Raw genomic sequence first — 18,236 nt, forward strand, 5'->3', positions numbered from 1 at the left:
GGCATGGAACTGAGCGAAGCTCTGCACCGCGGTGCCGGCCCCGAGGAACTGGAGCAGGCCGCTCTGCCCGCCACGTACAAGGCAGCTCATCTCCGGGCCGAGGACGTCGACATGTTCCGCGGCGTCAGCGACAAGGATGTGCGGAAATCCCTGGTGGTGGGTCAGGTACCCATGCCCGAGATCGCGCCCGACGAGGTGCTGGTCGCGGTGATGGCGAGCGCGGTCAACTACAACTCCGTCTGGTCGGCGATGTTCTCGCCCGTACCGACGTTCAACTTCCTCAAGCAGTTCGCCCGGCAGGGCGGCTGGGCCGCGCGCCACGACCTGCCGCACCACGTCATAGGCTCCGACGGCTCCGGTGTCGTCGTGCGCGTCGGTTCCGGTGTGCGCCGGTGGAAGATCGGCGACGAGGTCGTCATCCACCCCTCCCATGTGGACGACCAGGAGCACGGAACCCACGACGACGGAATGATGGGCGAGAACCAGCGGGCCTGGGGCTTCGAGACCAACTTCGGTTCCATGGCCGAGTACACGGTCGTCCGGGCCAGCCAGCTGATACCCAAGCCCACGCACCTCACGTGGGAAGAGGCCGCGTCGAACACGCTGTGCGCCACCACGGTCTACCGCATGCTGGTCGGTAGGCACGGCGCGCGGCTCAAGCAGGGTGACGTCGTCCTGATCTGGGGCGCGGCGGGCGGCCTGGGCGCCTACGCGGTGCAGATGGTGAAGAACGGTGGCGGCATACCGATCGGCGTGGTCAGCTCCGCGCGCAAGGCCGAAGCCGTACGCGAACTGGGCTGCGACCACGTCATCGACCGTACCGAGATCGGGCTCGACGGCGACTTCGACGCCGAACCGGACGCGGTGATCAGGGCCGGAAAACGCCTGGGCTCGAAGATCCGGGAACTGGTCGGACGCGACCCGGACATCGTGTTCGAGCACACCGGCCGCGCCACCTTCGGCGTCTCGGTGTTCGTCGCGCGGCGCGGGGGAGTGATCATCACCTGCGGCTCCAGCTCCGGCTACCAGCACACGTACGACAACCGGTATCTGTGGATGAAGCTGAAGACCGTCATCGGCAGCCACGGCGCCAACCTGCAGGAAGCCGTCGAGTGCACCCGGCTGATCGCGGAAGGCCGCGTCAAACCGGCGCTGTCCGAGGTCTACGGGCTCGACGACGCCGCGGACGCGTGCCGTCGACTCCAGCTGAACGAGCACGTCGGCAAGATCGGCATCCTCTGCATGGCCCCGGCGCCGGGCCTCGGCGTGTCGGACCCCGCGCTGCGCGAGCGACTCGGCGGCAACGCGCTGACCCCGGTCCAGCACACGGCCCCCGTTTCGCGCTGACGCCTGCCGAGGCACGGGACCAGGACCACGACCGCACCCTTCCCGAAGGATCACGATGACGAGGGCGAGCGACCCCAGGGCACCCGAACCGATCGCCGTGATCGGTATGGCCTGCCGGCTGCCGGGTGCCTCCACGATCGAGGAGCTGTGGGAGCTCCTGCGGTCCGGCCGCAGCGCCGTCGGCCCGGCACCGGCCGGCCGGAAACTGCCCGGCCGGGTGGGCGGATTCCTGGCCGAGGTGGAGCGGTGCGACCCCGCGTTCTTTGGCATCCCGCCGCGCGAGGCCGCGACCATGGACCCGCAGCAGCGGCTGGCGCTCGAACTCGCCTGGGAGGCGCTGGAACACGCCGGCATCGTGCCGGGCACGCTGCGCCACAGCCGTACGGGCGTGTTCCTCGGCGCGATGGCGGACGACTACGCGGAGCTGTCCCGGCGGCGCGGTACGAACGAGGCCGCCGCCACCACCCTGACGGGCCTTAACCGGAGCATCCTCGCCAACCGGATCTCGTACGTGCTCGGTCTCCGCGGACCGAGCACGACCGTCGACACGGGTCAGTCCTCGTCGCTCGTTTCGGTGCTGCAGGCCTGCGAGAGCCTGTGGTCGGGAGCCGTGACCACCGCGCTGGCCGGCGGAGTCCAGCTGAACCTCACCGACACCGGATTCGTCCTCGCGGACCGCTTCGGAGCGCTGTCGCCGGACGGGCGCGCCCACACCTTCGACGCCCGTGCCACCGGGTACGTGCGCGGCGAGGGCGGCGGCATGGTGGTGCTCAGACCACTGGAGCGGGCCCTGGCGGACGGTGACAACGTTTTCGGGGTCATCCGCGGCGGCGCGGTCAACAACGACGGCGGCGGTACGTCGCTAACCTCGCCCAGCGCCGACGCCCAGGCGGAGCTGCTACGGGCCGCCTACGCCCACGCCCGTGTCGACGCGGCCGAGGCGAGCTTCGTCGAGCTGCACGGCACGGGCACCCCCACGGGCGACCCGGTCGAAGCCGTCTCGCTCGGCGCGGTGCTGGGAAGCGTGCGACCGAAGGACGCACCGCTGCCGGTCGGCTCGGTCAAGACGGTGTTCGGCCACGCGGAGGGCGCGGCCGGCATCGCCGGTCTGCTGAAGGCCGTGCTGTGCCTGCACCACCGGACGCTCACCCCGAGCCTGAACTACCGCACCCCGCACCCGAAGATCGACCTGGCAGCCACCCGGCTGACCGTGAACACCGAACTCCGGCCCCTGACGCAGGACGGCCGTCAACTGGTGGCCGGAGTCAGTTCGTTCGGCATGGGCGGTACCAACTGCCACCTGGTACTGGGGGAGCGCCCCACCGAGACTGCCGCTCAGCCCGAGGATGTGTCCGGACCGTTCCCGGTATTGCTCTCCGGCCGCACCGAACAGGCCGTCCGGGACCAGGCGACCCGGCTGCTCAGCCACTTGGACGCCCACCCGGATCTGCCGCCAGCCTCGGTCGCGTACGCGCTGGCGGCCACGCGCACCCACTTCGCGCACCGCGCCGGTTTCGTCGCCGACGACCTCGCCTCGCTGCGCGCGGGGCTCCATGACCTGGCCGACGGCCGGGCCCGCGCCGATGTGGTGGATGAGGGGACGTGCGCGTTCCTCTTCACCGGCCAGGGCAGTCAGCGGCTCGGCATGGGTGGTGAACTGCGCCGCGCGGTACCCGCGTTCGCGGACGCCTTCGACGCTGTCGCCGTGCACCTGGATCCGTTGCTCCCGCGACCGTTGAGCGAAGTGCTCGACGGTTCGGACGCCGCGCTGCTCGACCGTACCGCGTACACGCAGCCCGCGCTCTTCGCGTACGAGGTGGCGCTCGCCGCGACGCTGGAGCGGTGGGGCGTACGGCCGGATGTGCTCATCGGCCACTCGGTCGGTGAGCTGGCGGCGGCGCGAGCGGCCGGTGTGCTGTCGATCGAGGACGCCGCGACGCTGGTGGCCGCGCGCGGCCGGCTGATGCAGGCGCTCCCGTCCACGGGCACGATGGTAGCCGTGGAGGCGGCCGAGGCCGAACTCGGGCAGCTACCCGAGGGCGTTTGCGTCGCCGCCGTCAACGGACCGGCCGCCACTGTGCTGTCCGGTGACCGTGACGCCGTACTGGAGCTGGCGCGTACGTGGGAGTCAGCCGGGCGGCGCATCCACCGGCTGCGGACCGGCCATGCCTTCCACTCGGCGCACCTGGACCCGATGCTCGACGACTTCCGCACGGTGGCCGAAACCCTCACGTACCACCCGCCACGGGTGCCGGTCGTGTCGAACCTGACCGGTGAGGTGATCGAAGCGGAGGAGATGCGCCGACCCGACTACTGGGTCCGGCAGGCGCGGGGTACCGTGCGCTTCCTCGACGCCGTCCGCACCGCGCGGGCCCGGGGCGTCACCCGCTTCCTGGAGGTCGGCCCGGACGCGGTACTGAGCGGCGCTGGCCGGGAGTGCGCCGGCGACGACGCGTCGCTCTTCGCGTGCGCGGGCCGGGCGGGCCGGCCCGAGACCGCCACGCTGCTCGCCGCCCTGACGGCGCTCCACAGCCGCGGGGCCGCCATCGACTGGCCGACGGTCTTCGCGGACCTGGGCGTACGCGCGGGAAAGCGGACCGTCCTGCCCACGTACGCGTTCCAGCGTGAGCGGTTCTGGATCGGCGACGAGGCGGTGGCGACGGCGTCCACGGAGAAGTCGCCGTCCACGGATACGTCACCGGCACTCACGGGCCCGGAGGGCTTGGCACTTACGGCCCCACAGACCAGAGACCTGGTGCTGGCCGAGTTGGCCGGAGTCCTCGCGCTGCCGTCCGCCGCCCGGCTGGACACCGACGCCACGTTCCATGACCTGGGACTGGACTCGCTCGGTGCCGTCGAACTGCGCAATCGGCTCGCCCGCCGCACCGGCCGGCCCATCCCGGCCGGTCTCGTGTTCGACCACCCCACCCCGGCCGCCGTCATCGACCACCTGCGCGCACGCACCGCCGAGGAGCCCGCTCCCGCGACGGCCCCGGAGGCGCGGGGCGACTCGGCCGATGACGATCCGGTGGTCATCGTGGGGATGGCCTGCCGGCTGCCCGGGGGCGTCGCCTCGCCGGAAGACCTGTGGCGGCTGGTCTCCGACGGTGTGGACGCGATCTCGCCGTTCCCCGACGACCGGGGCTGGGACCTTGCCGCGCTCTCCGACGCGGAGGGCCCCGGTGGCTCCCGGACCCGGTACGGCGGCTTTCTGGACGACGTCGCCGGGTTCGATGCCGGGTTCTTCGGGGTGTCGCCGCGCGAGGCGCTGGCGATGGACCCGCAGCAGCGGTTGCTGCTCGAGGTGTCGTGGGAGGCGCTGGAGCGGGCCGGCTTCGACATCGGCGGGATGCGCGGAAGCCGGACTGGGGTCTTCACCGGCCTGATGTACCACGACTACGCGGCCACCTATGAGAACGTGCCGCCGCAGGTGCGCGGCCATCGGATGACCGGCGGCGCGGGCAGTGTCGCCTCCGGCCGGGTCGCCTACCGGTTCGGCTTCGAGGGGCCCGCCATCACCGTGGACACGGCGTGCTCCTCGTCCCTGGTGGCGCTCCATCTCGCCGTGCGCTCGGTGCGCGACGGGGAGTGCGATGTCGCCCTGGCCGGCGGTGTCACCGTGCTCTCCTCGCCCTTCACCTTCGTGGAGTTCAGCCGCCAGGGCGGCCTGTCGGCGGACGGCCGGTGCAGGTCGTACGGCGACGGCGCGGACGGCACCGGGTGGGCCGAGGGCGTCGCGGTCGTCGCCGTGGAGCGGATGTCGCGGGCGCGGGAGAAGGGGCACCGGATGCTGGCCGTGGTGCGGGGGAGCGCCGTCAACCAGGACGGCGCCAGCAACGGCCTGACCGCCCCCAACGGCCTGGCACAGCAGCGGGTGATCCGGGCCGCCCTGGCCGACGCCGGCCTGTCTCCCTCGGACGTCGATGTGGTGGAGGGCCACGGCACCGGCACCGCGCTGGGCGACCCGATCGAGGTGCGGGCCCTGGCCGAGACGTACGGCCGCGAGCGGAGCGCCGCACCGTTGCTGCTCGGCTCCGTGAAGTCGAACATCGGTCACACCCAGGCGGCGGCCGGTGTGGCGGGTCTGGTGAAAACGGTGCTCGCCCTGAACGCCGGGGTGGTGCCCGGGTCGCTGCACGCCGACCCGGCGTCACCGCACGTGGACTGGTCGTCGGGCGGCGTGGAGGTGATGTCGGCGGGGTCGGTGCCGTGGCCGGAGAGCGGCCGGCCGAGGCGGGCGGGTGTGTCGTCGTTCGGCATCAGCGGGACGAACGCCCATATGGTGCTTGAGCAGGCCGAGGTGGCGCACGACCTGCCAAGGGGCGGCGCCCCCGCCCCTTCACCTGCTGACGAGACCCCCGTGCCGCTGCTGCTCAGCGCCCACGACCCCGAGGCACTGCGCGCGCGGGCCGAGCAGATCCTGCCCCTGATCGGGGCCGAGGATTCAGCCGATCTCGCCCACTCCCTCGCCCGGTCGGAGCCGTTCGGCGAACGGGCCGTCGTGGTCGGCGCGGACGACGATGCGTTACGAGCCGGACTGGCGGCCGTGGCCGAGGGACGGATCGCCCCGGGCGTCGTGCGCGGACGGTCCCGGACGCGCGGCCGACTCGCGGTGCTGTTCACCGGGCAGGGCAGCCAGCGGCCCGGCATGGGACGCGAACTGGCGTCCCGCCACCCGGTGTTCGCGCGGACGCTCGACACGGTCTGCGGAGAACTGGACCGTGCACTCGCACCGTACGGCTACCGGCCCGTCAAGGAGGTGATGTACGCCCCCGAGGGGTCCCCCGACGCGCGTCTGCTCGGCCGGACCGGGTACACGCAGGCCGCGCTGTTCGCGTACGAGGTCAGCCTGTACCGGCTGGTGGAGAGCTGGGGCGTCCGGCCGGACGTGGTGGCCGGTCACTCCATCGGTGAGGTGACGGCGGCACACATCGCCGGTGTCCTGGACCTGGCGGACGCATGCGCGCTGGTCGCTGCCCGTGGCAGGCTGATGCAGGCGCTGCCCTCCGGCGGTGCGATGCTCGCGGTGGAAGCCGATGAAAGGTACGCCGCGGCCGTTCTCCCTGCCGGGTCGCCCGACATCGCCGTCGCGGCCGTGAACGCGCCCCACTCCGTGGTGCTCTCCGGCACACGGAAAGCCGTCACCGAGGCCGCCGACGCGCTCGGTGCGGCGGGGCGCAGGACCACCTGGCTCGATGTCAGCCACGCGTTCCACTCGCCGCTGATGGAGCCGATGCTCGCGGACTTCCACGCGGTGCTGGACACCCTCACCTTCCGGCCGCCCACGATCCCGCTCGTCTCCAACGTGACCGGGCGGTACGCCGAGGACGAGCTGATGTCCTCGCCGGACTACTGGGTCCGGCACGTGAGCGCGCCGGTGCGATTCCACGACGGAGTGCGCGCGCTGATGGCCGACGAGGTCACCGCGACGTTCGAGGTGGGGCCCGCGCCGGTGCTCACCGCGCTGGTCGAGCAGGCGTGCGCGGACGAGCCGGTCCGGTGCGTGCCCGCCCAGCAGCGCAATCGGTCGGAGGCGGCCGGACTGATGGCGGGACTGGCCGGACTGTACGTCACCGGGGCCGAGGTGGACTGGACGGCGGTCCTGCCCAAGGCGCTTCGGGTGCCCTTGCCCACGTACCCCTTCCGGCACCGCCGGTTCTGGCTCGGCCGACGTCCCGCCGCCACGCCCGCTTCGCTCGGTCTGTGGGCCGCGGCACATCCGCTGCTGGGCGCGCGGGTGAGCCTGTCCGGGCACACCGAGGTCTTCACCGCGACCCTCTCGGCGGCCGCCGTTCCGTGGCTGGCCGACCATGTTGTCGCCGGAGCGGTCGTGGTCCCCGGCGCCGCACTCGTCGAACTGGTGCTCGCCGCGGGCGCCGAAGTCGGGGCCAGGGAGCTGGCAGAGCTGGTGCTGGCCGCTCCGCTCGTCCTCACCGGCCGGGAACCGGTGGCCGTCCAGATCGAGGTCGGGGCCGAGGACGCCGCCGGACGGCGCACCGTCACGGTGGTCTCGCGCGACGAGGACGCGACGGCCTGGACCCGGCACGCCGCTGGCTCCCTCGTACGCACGGACACGACTGCCCCGCCCGCTGCGACTGCCCCGGTCGCGGACGCCGTGGAGCTGTCGGTCGACGAGCTGTACGGCGGGCTCGCGGCCACCGGCCTGACCTACGGCCCCGCGTTCCGGCGTGTGACCGCGCTGTCGGCGAGCCGCGACACCGCTCTCGCCGACATCGGGATCGCCGAGGACGCTGCCGGATACCTCGTCCACCCGGTCCTGCTCGACGCGGCCCTGCACGGCGCCGGCGCGCTCGGATTCTTCACCGGCGAGGCAGGACCCCGGCTGCCGTTCTCCTGGTCCGGGGTCCGCGTCCACGCACCCGGCGCCACGGTCGCGACGGTCCGGATCACCCGGCTCCGGGAGGACACCATACGGGTCGAGCTCGCCGGCCCGGCCGGGACACCGGTCGTGACGGTGGACGAGATGACGGTGCGTACGGTGCCGGCGGACCGCCTGGCGGACCGGCCGGCCGGGGCGGCCGAACGGCCTCTGCGCGTCGACTGGGTGCCGGTCGACGCGCGGGCGGCTGCGCCCGGCTCGGTCGTCGCGATCCTTGAAGAGCCCGGGACGGAACCCTTCACCGCGCTGCCCGAAGCGTTGGCGCGCCACGGGCTGACCGTCACCCGCCTCCCCGGCCCGGAGGCGCTCGACACGGGGGACGACCTGCCGGACCTGGTCGTCCTGCCGTGGCGTACCGGGCCCGAGGACGACATGCCCGCGCGGGTCCACGCCGCGGCCAGGCGGGCCCTCGCGACACTCCAGGACTGGCTGGACCGCGACCGCGGAACGGCGCGGCTGGTTGTGCTGACCGACGACCGGCCGGACCTGGACGTCGCCGCGGTACGCGGGCTGGTCCGGTCGGCGCAGCGCGAGAACCCCGGCCGGATCCTTCTCGTCGAGACGGACGGCGCCCACGCCTCGCTCGTCGCCCTGCCGGCCCTCCTCACCATCGACGAACCGCATTCGTCCCTCCGTGACGGACAGATCCGGGTGCCTCGGCTCGGGCCCGCCGACACGGGTACGGCTCCGGCATGGCGGCCGGACGGCACCGTCCTGGTCACCGGCGCCGGCGGCGCGCTGGGCGACCTGATCGCGCGGCACCTGGTCACCGCGCACGGCGTGCGCCGGCTGGTGCTGGTCAGCCGGCGGGGCCCGGCCGCCCCGAACACGGACGCGCTCAGGGCCGCGCTCACTGCAGCCGGGGCCGAGGTGGTCTTCACCGCGTGCGATGTCGCGGACCGGGCGGCCGTGGCGGACCTGTTGGCCGCCATCCCGGCGGACCGGCCGCTCACCGGCGTCGTACACGCGGCGGGCGTCCTGGACGACGGCGTGACCCAGGCACTCACACCCGAGCGGCTGGCCCGGGTCCTGCGGCCGAAGGTGGACGGGGCCTGGCATCTGCACACGCTCACGGCGGGCCTCGGCCTCGACCACTTCGTGCTGTTCTCCTCCGCCTCCGGGGTGTTCGGCGCGGCCGGGCAGGCGAATTACGCCGCTGCCAACGCGTTCCTGGACGCGCTGGCCGTGCAGCGCGTCGAAGCCGGGCTGCCGGCGACGGCGATGGCGTGGGCGCCGTGGCGCGAGGCGGGCATGGCCGGTTCCCTCGGCGCCGGTGACCTGGCGCGGCTTGCCCGCCTCGGTATGGCGGCCCTCTCGAACGAGCAGGGCCTCGCACTGTTCGACGCCGCGCTGTCCGCAGCGGACGCCGCCGTCGTGCCGCTGCGGATCGACCGGGCCGTACTCGCCGAACGGCCCCGCGAACTACCGTCCCTGCTACGTGCGCTGGTCCAGGTGGGCACCGTACCCACGGCCGCTCCCGGTGCCATGGCCCAGCCGGCCTTCGCGGACCGTCTGCCCGGTCTGTCCGTACCGGAGAGGGAGCAGGCGGTGGCCGCGCTGCTCCGTACGGAACTCTCCACGGCGCTGGGCGGCTGCGCAGTCGATACGCGGCGCGGCTTCCGCGACCTCGGGGTCGACTCGCTCATCGCGCTGGAACTGCGCAACCGCCTCATTGCCGAAACGGGCCTTCAGCTCTCCACCACCGTCGTCTTCGACTACCCCAGCCCCGCCTCGCTGGCCGCGCACATCACCGAGGCGCTGGCCCGTAACACGCCCGCCCCGGAGCCGGACGACGAGCCCGGACGCGGACCTCTCGGCGAGGAGTGGGGCGACGCGGAGAACGATCTCGACGGCCTGGACGTGGCCGAGCTGGTGCGGCTGGCCGGGGCCGGACGCGACATGGGAACGACGAGGCAGGAGACGACAGCATGAGCAGCCCATCCCCCTCACCCGAGGCGGTCGTCGAGGCGTTGCGCGAGTCCCTTCGGGAGACCGGCCGGCTGCGCAAGGAGAACCACCGGCTCACCGAGGCCGTCCGCGAACCGATCGCGGTCATCGGCATGGGCTGCCGCTACCCGGGAGGCGCCGACACACCCGAGCGGTTCTGGGACCTGTTCGCGCACGAGGTCGACGCCATCTCGGAGTTCCCGGCCGACCGGGGCTGGGACCTGGACGCGCTCTACGACCCCGACCCGGCCCGCCCCGGAACCTCGTACACCCGGCACGGCGGATTCCTCACCGATCCGCTCGGGTTCGATGCCGAGTTCTTCGGCATCTCGCCGCGCGAGGCGCTGGCCATGGACCCGCAGCAGCGGCTGCTCCTGGAGACCTCGTGGGAGGCGGTCGAGCGGGCCGGCATCGACCCCACCACCCTGCGCGGCAGCCGCACCGGCGTGTTCGCCGGCATCATGTACTACGACTACGCGACCCGGCTGCCCACCACCCCTTCGGAGCTGGAGGGCTACCTCGGGACCGGCAGCTACGGCAGCGTTGCCTCCGGCCGGCTGTCGTACGTGCTCGGCCTGGAGGGCCCCGCCGTGTCCGTGGACACCGCGTGCTCCTCGTCGTTGGTGGCCTTGCACCTGGCCGCGCAGGCGCTGCGGCTGGGCGAGTGCGAAATGGCCCTGGCGGGCGGCGCGACGGTGCTGTCGACGCCGTTCCCGTTCGTGGAGTTCAGCCGCCAGCGGGCCCTGGCCGTCGACGGCCGCTGCAAGTCGTTCGCCGCCTCCGCAGACGGCACCTGCTGGGGCGAGGGCGCGGGCATGCTGGTGCTGGAACGGCTGTCCGACGCCCGCCGCAACGGCCACCCCGTGCTCGCCGTGCTGCGCGGCAGCGCGGTCAACCAGGACGGTGCCAGCAACGGCCTGACCGCCCCCAACGGCCCCTCCCAGCAGCGCGTCATCCGCGCCGCGCTCGCCGGCGCCGGGCTGCGGCCGGCCGACGTGGACGTGGTGGAGGCGCATGGCACGGGCACACCGCTGGGCGACCCCATCGAGGCGCAGGCGGTGCTCGCCACCTACGGACAGGGCCGCGGCGACGCGGCCCCGCTCCTTCTCGGATCGGCGAAGTCGAACATCGGCCACACCCAGGCCGCCGCCGGTGTGGGCGCCGTGATCAAGATGGTGCTGGCCATGCGGGCCGGTACGGTGCCGCGCACCCTGCACGTGGACGAGCCCTCGCCGCACGTGGACTGGACATCCGGTGCGGTGGAGCTCGTGACGGAGTCGACTCCGTGGCCCGATTCGGGGCGGCCCCGCCGGGCAGCGGTCTCCTCGTTCGGCATCGGCGGCACCAACGCGCACCTCATTGTGGAGGCGGCGCCCGCCGCAACCGACGACACAACAGCGCGCGCGACCCCGCCCGTGGTGCCCGTCGCCGTCTCCGGCCGCAACGAAACGGTCCGCTCGGCGAACGCGAAGCTGCTCGCCGGCCTGGACACCGCCGAGCCCGCCGATATTGGCCTCTCCACCTTCACCGCACGCGCCCCGGCCGACCTGCGCGCCGTCGTGCTCGCCACCGGCCGCGCGGAGCTGACCGAGGGCCTGACCGCGCTCGCCGGGGACCGCGCCCACAGGTCCGTGGTCACGGGGCAGGTCACCGACGGCGGCCTCGCGTTCCTCTTCACCGGACAGGGCAGCCAGCGCGTGGGCATGGGCCGCGAACTGTACGCCCACCAGCCGATGTTCGCCGCCGCGCTGGACGAGGTCTGCGCCGAACTCGACCGCCACCTGGACCGCCCGCTGCGTACGTTGCTGTTCGCGGGGGAGGGCGCTGCGAGTGCCGGGCCGGTGGACGGGGAGGGCGACGCGGACGCCCGCCTGCTCGACCGTACGGACTACGCCCAGGCCGCGCTGTTCGCCGTCGAGGTCGCTCTGTACCGGCTCGTCGTCGCCCTCGGGGTGCGGCCGGACCACCTGGCCGGCCACTCGGTGGGCGAGCTCGCCGCCGCACACGTCGCCGGGGTGCTGTCTCTGCCGGACGCGGCCGAACTGGTCGCAGCCCGAGGTCGGTTGATGGCGGCCCTGCCCGAGGGCGGAGCGATGGTCGCGGTACGGACGAGTGAAGCGGAGGCCGCCGGACTGCTGGCCGGGCGGCCCGGTGTCGCCGTCGCCGCCGTGAACGGTCCCGGCCGGGTGGTGCTCTCCGGTGCTGAGGCCGAGGTGCTGGCGGTGGCCCGCCAGTGCGAGAAGGCAGGCCGCAGGACCCGGCGGCTGAGGGTGAGCCATGCCTTCCACTCCCCGCTCATGGAACCGATGCTGGCGGAGTTCCGAGCCGTCGCCACGCGCCTCGACTACCACCCCCCGGCCATTCCCCTCGTGTCCACGGTGACCGGCAGGCCGGCGAGCGCCGCCGAACTGTGTACTCCCGACTACTGGGTGGAGCAGGTACGGTCCACGGTCCGGTTCGGTGACGCGGTGCGGCGCCTGACGGACGACGGCGTGCGTACGTTCGTGGAGCTGGGACCGGACGCCGTCCTCAGCACGCTCGCCGGGGAAACGGCGGAGGACGCCGGTGTGGAGGACGAAGCCGACTTCGTACCTCTGATACGCCGGGACCGCGCCGAGCCGCTGGGACTGGCGCACGCCCTGGCCAGGCTCTGGGTACGCGGCACACCGGTCAGGATGTCCGCGCTGTTCGACAGGACCGGGGCCCGCCCGGCCGACCTGCCGACGTCCGCGTTCCAGCGGGCCCGCTACTGGCTCGACGCGGTGCGGCAGCCCACCGATCCGCGCGGGCACGGGCAGGGCGGGACCGGGCATCCGTTGCTGACCAGCGTGATCGCCCGTGCGGACGCCGACGAGTACGTCCTGACCGGGCGGGTCGACCCGGACATGCACTCCTGGCTCACCGACCACACGGTGTTCGGGACCGCGGTGGTGCCCGGCTCGGCCTTGGTCGACCTCGCCGTGCGCGCCGGTGACCAATGCGGTCACCCGGTGCTGGACGAGCTGGTGGTCGAGGCGCCGATGCCGGCCGTTCCCGCGCGGCAGGTGCAGGTCGTCGTCGGTGCACCGGACGAGGCAGGGCTGCGTTCGCTGTCGGTTCATTCGCGGCCGGAAGACGACGAGCCGGGGCAGTGGACGCGGCACGCCACGGGCGTGGTCAGCCGTCGCGGGGACGGCGAGCGGGTTACGGCCGGCCGTCACCTCGAGGACGAGCCGGCCTCGGCCCCCGCCGGCGGTCGCTACGGCGACGAGCCCTTGGACGTGGCCGCCTGGTATGACGAGCTCGCCGATCGCGGGCTCGGTTACGGCCCCGCGTTCCGGGGCCTGCGCTCGGCCCGGCGGCGGGACGGGGCGGTGTACGTGTCGGTGCGGCCCGAAGGGCTCGACCCGGGCGGTTACGGACTGCACCCCGTGGTGCTGGACAGCGTGCTGCACGCGCTCGGCCTTGTCGAGCCGGCCGACCCGGCGGTGAAGCTGCCGTTCGCCTTCCGCGACGTGCGGCTCGACACCACCGGTGCCGGGGCGGTCCGGGCGCGCATCGAGCCCGCCGGTGAGGACACCGTCGCGGTGGACGTCGTGGACGAGGACGGCCGCCCGGTCCTGTCGATCGGGGCGCTGTCCGTGCGTGGCGTGACAAAGAGCCGGTTCGCCTCGCTCGTCGGTGGCGGCCCCGCCGCGGACGCGCTGTTCGCCGTGGACTGGGTGCCGCTGCCCACCGCGGCCGCGCCGGCCACCGCTCCCGTGCGGTCCATCCGGTATGTGGACTCGCTCGCCGACCTCGTCGTACCGGTCGGCGCGGACGACATCGTGGTGCTGCGCGCGCCGAGCACGGACGGCGCGGCGCCCGAACGGGTCAGGGCCACCACGGCCGCCGCGCTCGACGTGGTCACCGGCTGGCTGACCGACGAGCGGTACGCGTCCGGACACCTGGTGCTGGTCACCACGGCAGCGGTCGCCACCGGAGGCGGTCCGCTTACCACGGACCTGGCGCACGCGGCGGTATGGGGGCTGGTGCGGTCCGCGCAGGCCGAGCACCCCGGCCGGATCACCCTGGTCGACCTCGACGAGACCGGGCCCGAGGCCCTGCCCGAGGAGGTGCTCCGCACCGGGGAACCGCAACTGGCTTTGCGCGCGGGGCAGATGCTGGTGCCCCGGCTCGCCCCCGCCGGCAGCTCGCCGCCGGTCACGCTGGATGTGCAAGGCACGGTGCTGATCACCGGCGCCACCGGTGCGCTGGGCACGCTGCTCGCCCGTCACCTCGTCCACCGGCACGGCATACGGTCCTTGCTGCTCGCCGGACGGCGGGGCGCCGAGGCCCCCGGCATCCCGGAGCTGACCGCCGAACTGCGCGCGGCCGGGGCGACCGTGCGCGTGGTGGCCTGCGACATGACCGATGCCGCGCAGGTGCGGGCCCTGGTCGCCGGGGCCCCGGCCGGGCACCCGCTCACCGCCGTGGTGCACGCGGCGGGCGTGCTCGACGACGCGACGGTGGGCGGGCTCAGTCGCCGGCGGCTCGACGCCGTGCTGCGCCCCAAGGTGGACGGCGCCTGGCATCTGCACGAGGCCACCGAGGGCCTGGACCTCGCCGCGTTCGTGCTGTTCTCCTCGATCGCGGGCACACTCGGCACCGCCGGTCAGGCGGCCTACGCGGCCGGCAACGCGTTCCTGGACGCGCTGGCCCGGCGGCGCAGCGCCGAGGGACTGGCCGCTCTCTCCTTGGCCTGGGGGCCGTGGGAGGACGGCATGGCCGCCTCGCTCGGTGCCGCCGACCGGGCCAGGCTGGCCCGTACCGGCATGGTTCCGCTCACCCCGCAGCTGGGTCTCGCGCTTTTCGACGCCGCCCTGGGCCACCCGAGGGCGGAGCTGGTGGCGGTGAGCCTTGACCGCCGGGCCCTGCGCTCGTCCACGGACTACCCGGCGATACTGCGCGGCCTCGTACCGGCCGCTCTCCCCGGCACCCGTCGGGGCGCGGGCCCCGGTACGGACCTGGCCCGGCGCATGGCCCAGGCCGGTGAGGCAGAGCGGTTGCCGCTGCTGACCGACCTGATCCGCACCGAAGCCGTTTCCGTCCTGGGCCTGCCGGACACCGCCGTCCTGTCGGGGCGGAGCAATTTCAGCGACATCGGATTCGACTCGCTCACCGCGCTGGAACTGCGTACCCGGCTCTCCGCAGCGACCGGTCTGCGGCTGTCCGCCACGCTGCTCTTCGACCATCCCACCCCGGACGAACTCGCCGCCCGGCTGATGTCCGGACTCAGGCCCGCCGAAGAGGACGCGCCGCCGGACACGCCACCGGCGGGCGGCCCGGACGGGGAGGACCCGGTGGTGATCGTCGGCATGGCCGGGCGCTATCCCGGCGGGGTGCGCTCGGCGGACGGCCTGTGGCGGCTGGCGCGGGACGGGGTCGACGCGATCTCACCGTTCCCCACCGACCGGGGCTGGGACCTGGCGACGCTGTTCGACCCGGACAAGAGCCGGCCGGGCACCTCGGCGACGCACTCCGGCGGCTTCCTGGACGACGCCGCCGGGTTCGACGCCGGGTTCTTCGGGGTGTCGCCGCGCGAGGCCGTGGCGATGGACCCGCAGCAGCGGCTGCTCCTCGAAGTGTCGTGGGAGGCGCTGGAACAGGCCGGCATCGACCCGGCCGAACTGCGCGGCGCGCAGGCCGGTGTCTTCGCCGGTCTGATGTACCACGACTACGCAAGCCGGCTGCCGTCCGTGCCGGCCGAGGCCGAGGGCTATCTCGGGACCGGGACGACCGGCAGTGTCGCCTCCGGCCGCATCGCGTACACGCTGGGTCTGGAAGGCCCGGCGATCACCGTCGACACCGCGTGTTCCTCCTCGTTGGTGGCCCTGCACCTCGCCGTGCGCTCGGTGCGCACTGGGGAGTGCGAACTCGCTCTGGCCGGCGGGGTCACGGTCATGTCCTCGCCGTTCACGTTCGTGGAGTTCAGCCGCCAGGGCGGTCTGTCCGCCGACGGCCGCTGCCGGGCGTACGGCGAGGGCGCGGAGGGCACCGGATGGGCCGAGGGCGTCGGCATGCTCGTCGTGGAGCGGCTGTCCACGGCCCGTCGGCACGGGCACCGGGTGCTGGCGGTGGTACGTGGGACAGCCGTGAACCAGGACGGTGCCAGCAACGGCCTGACCGCGCCGAACGGCCCCGCCCAGCAGCGGGTGATCCGGACCGCCCTCGCCGACGCGGGCCTGACCTCGGCGGACGTCGATGTGGTCGAGGGGCACGGGACCGGCACCGCGCTGGGCGACCCGATCGAGGTGCAGGCGCTGCTGGACACCTACGGCCATGACCGGACCGGTGACCCGCTGCTGCTGGGCTCGGTGAAGTCGAACATCGGACACACCCAGGCGGCCGCCGGTGTCGCGGGCGTCATGAAGATGGTGTCGGCGCTGGACGCCGGTGTGGTGCCCGGGTCGCTGCACGCCGAGCGCCGGTCGGAACACGTGGACTGGTCGTCGGGTGGCGTGGAGGTGGTGTCGTCGGGCCCGGTGGACTGGCCGGACACCGGCCGGCCGAGGCGCGCCGGGGTCTCGTCCTTCGGGATAGGCGGGACGAACGCCCACGTCATCCTCGAACAGCCCCCGGCGCAGACTCCCCGCCAGGCGGTTCCCGACGGCATGGTCCCCGTCCCGCTGTCGGCGGCGACCGCTGCCGCGTTACGCGGACGAGCCGCGGACCTGGCTTCCGTACGGGCCTGCGTGGCCGACATCGGGTACACCTCGGGTGTGGGGCGCGCCGCACTCGCCGAGCGGGCGGTCGCCGTGGTCGCGGACGAGGACGAACTACGCGCGGCCCTCGACGCGATCACCGAGGGCCGGGCCGCTCCCGGCGTGTCACGAGGACGGGCCACAGACCCCCGCGTCGCCGTGCTGTTCACCGGGCAGGGCAGCCAGCGGCTCGGCATGGGCCGCGACCTCGCCGCCCGGTTCCCGGTCTTCGCCGAGGCATTCGACTCCACGACCGACCTGCTGGACGCCCACCTTGAACGGCCGCTGCGCACCGTCCTGTCCGGCACGGACGCGGACGAACTCGACCGGACCGACTACGCCCAGGCCGCGCTGTTCGCGTTCGAGGTCGCGGCGTTCCGGCTCGTCGAATCCTGGGGCGTCCGGCCGGAGTTCGTCGCCGGGCATTCTATCGGCGAGCTCGCCGCCGCCCATGTCGCGGGCGTCCTGGACCTCCCGTCCGCGTCCGCCCTGGTCGCCGCGCGCGGCCGGCTGATGCGGGCGCTGCCCGGCGGCGGCGCGATGGTGTCCGTGGCCGCGGACGAGGCGACGGTGCGCGACGTGCTCGCGGCCGTGGGCGGGACCGTCGCGGTGGCCGCGGTGAACGGCCCGCGCTCCGTCGTGGTGTCCGGCGCCGGCGACGACGTACAACGGGTCGCCGACGAACTGGCCGCGTCCGGGCACCGGACACGGCGGCTCCGGGTGAGCCACGCCTTCCACTCGCCGCTGATGGAACCGATGCTTGACGCGTACCGCGCGGTCGCCGAACGGACAGTGTTCCGGCCGCCGGTCCTGCCGGTGGTGTCGAACGTGACCGGGCGCCTCGCGAGCGCGGACGACCTGTGCGATCCCGGCTATTGGGTTCGGAACGTACATGAGGCCGTGCGCTTCCACGACGGCGTGAGCGCGCTGCGGGAGGCCGGCGCCGGGGTGTTCCTGGAGATCGGCCCGGACGCGGTGCTCACCGCACTCGTCCGCGCGGCACCGGCGGACGACGCCGCCACCGACGTGCCGGCCGTGCCGTTCCAACGCCGCGACAAGGACGAGGTCCGCACCGGCCTCGACGCGCTCGGCGCCCTGTGGACGGCGGGCGCGCCGGTGGCGTGGGACGCGGTGTTCGAGGGCACCGGCGCCCGCCGGACCGGCCTGCCCGGCTACCCGTTCGAGCACCGGCGGTATTGGCTCGACGCGCCCGGGACGGCCTCGGCCGGGCTTCGTACGAGCGCACAGGCCGCGGCGGCGGATGTCGCCGGGGACGGCGAACCCCATGAGGACCGGCCGGGTGCCTGGGCGGACCGGCTGGCCGGACTGGGCGCGGTCGACCGGGAGCGGCTGTTGCTCGATCTGGTGCGCGGCGAGGCCGCGACGGTCCTCGGCCATGCGACGCCGGACGCGGTGGCGCCGGACGCCGCGATGCGGGACCTCGGCTTCGACTCGCTTGCCGCTGTCACCCTGCGCACCTCGTTGGCGGTCGCGACGGGGCTGCCCCTCCCCGAAACCCTCGCCTTCGAGCACCCGACCCCCTCGGCCATCGCCGCGTACCTCTCGGACCAGCTCACGTCGGCCCCGCCACCACCGGCCGGTATCGGCGCCGACCTCGGCCGGATCAGAAAGGCCGCGCTCACGGCCGACGACGGCGAACGGGACCGGATCACGGGTCTGCTGCGGCAGCTCACCGCCGAACTCTCCGGCGGCTCCTCCGTGGCCGTCGCGCTGGCGGACGCGGACGACGAGGACGTCTTCGCCTTCATCGACAACGAACTGGGCATCGGCAACGAGGAGCACTATGTCTGAGGAACTCC

2 protein-coding genes and 1 pseudogene are annotated in these 18,236 nt (G+C 73.9%); all 3 read left to right on the forward strand.

Going from position 1 to position 18,236, the window contains the following annotated elements; translation table 11 throughout:
• Window positions 1-3: 3 nt before the first annotated feature.
• On the forward strand, window positions 4-1,347 hold the full coding sequence (gene ccrA, locus OG322_RS41285) for a crotonyl-CoA carboxylase/reductase (RefSeq protein ID WP_329307837.1): 1,344 nt from the start codon (window positions 4-6) through the stop codon (window positions 1,345-1,347).
• Window positions 1,348-1,402: 55 nt separating this feature from the next.
• Window positions 1,403-9,679, forward strand: a complete 8,277-nt coding sequence (locus OG322_RS41290) for a type I polyketide synthase (RefSeq protein WP_329307838.1) — start codon at window positions 1,403-1,405, stop codon at window positions 9,677-9,679.
• A gap of 53 nt (window positions 9,680-9,732) precedes the next feature.
• Window positions 9,733-18,228 (forward strand): annotated as a pseudogene (locus tag OG322_RS41295) (type I polyketide synthase); the annotation flags it as partial.
• Between the last annotated feature and the right edge of the window lie 8 nt (window positions 18,229-18,236).

The sequence above is a fragment of the Streptomyces sp. NBC_01260 genome (assembly GCF_036226405.1).
In the GTDB taxonomy this organism is placed as follows: Bacteria; Actinomycetota; Actinomycetes; order Streptomycetales; family Streptomycetaceae; genus Streptomyces; species Streptomyces laculatispora.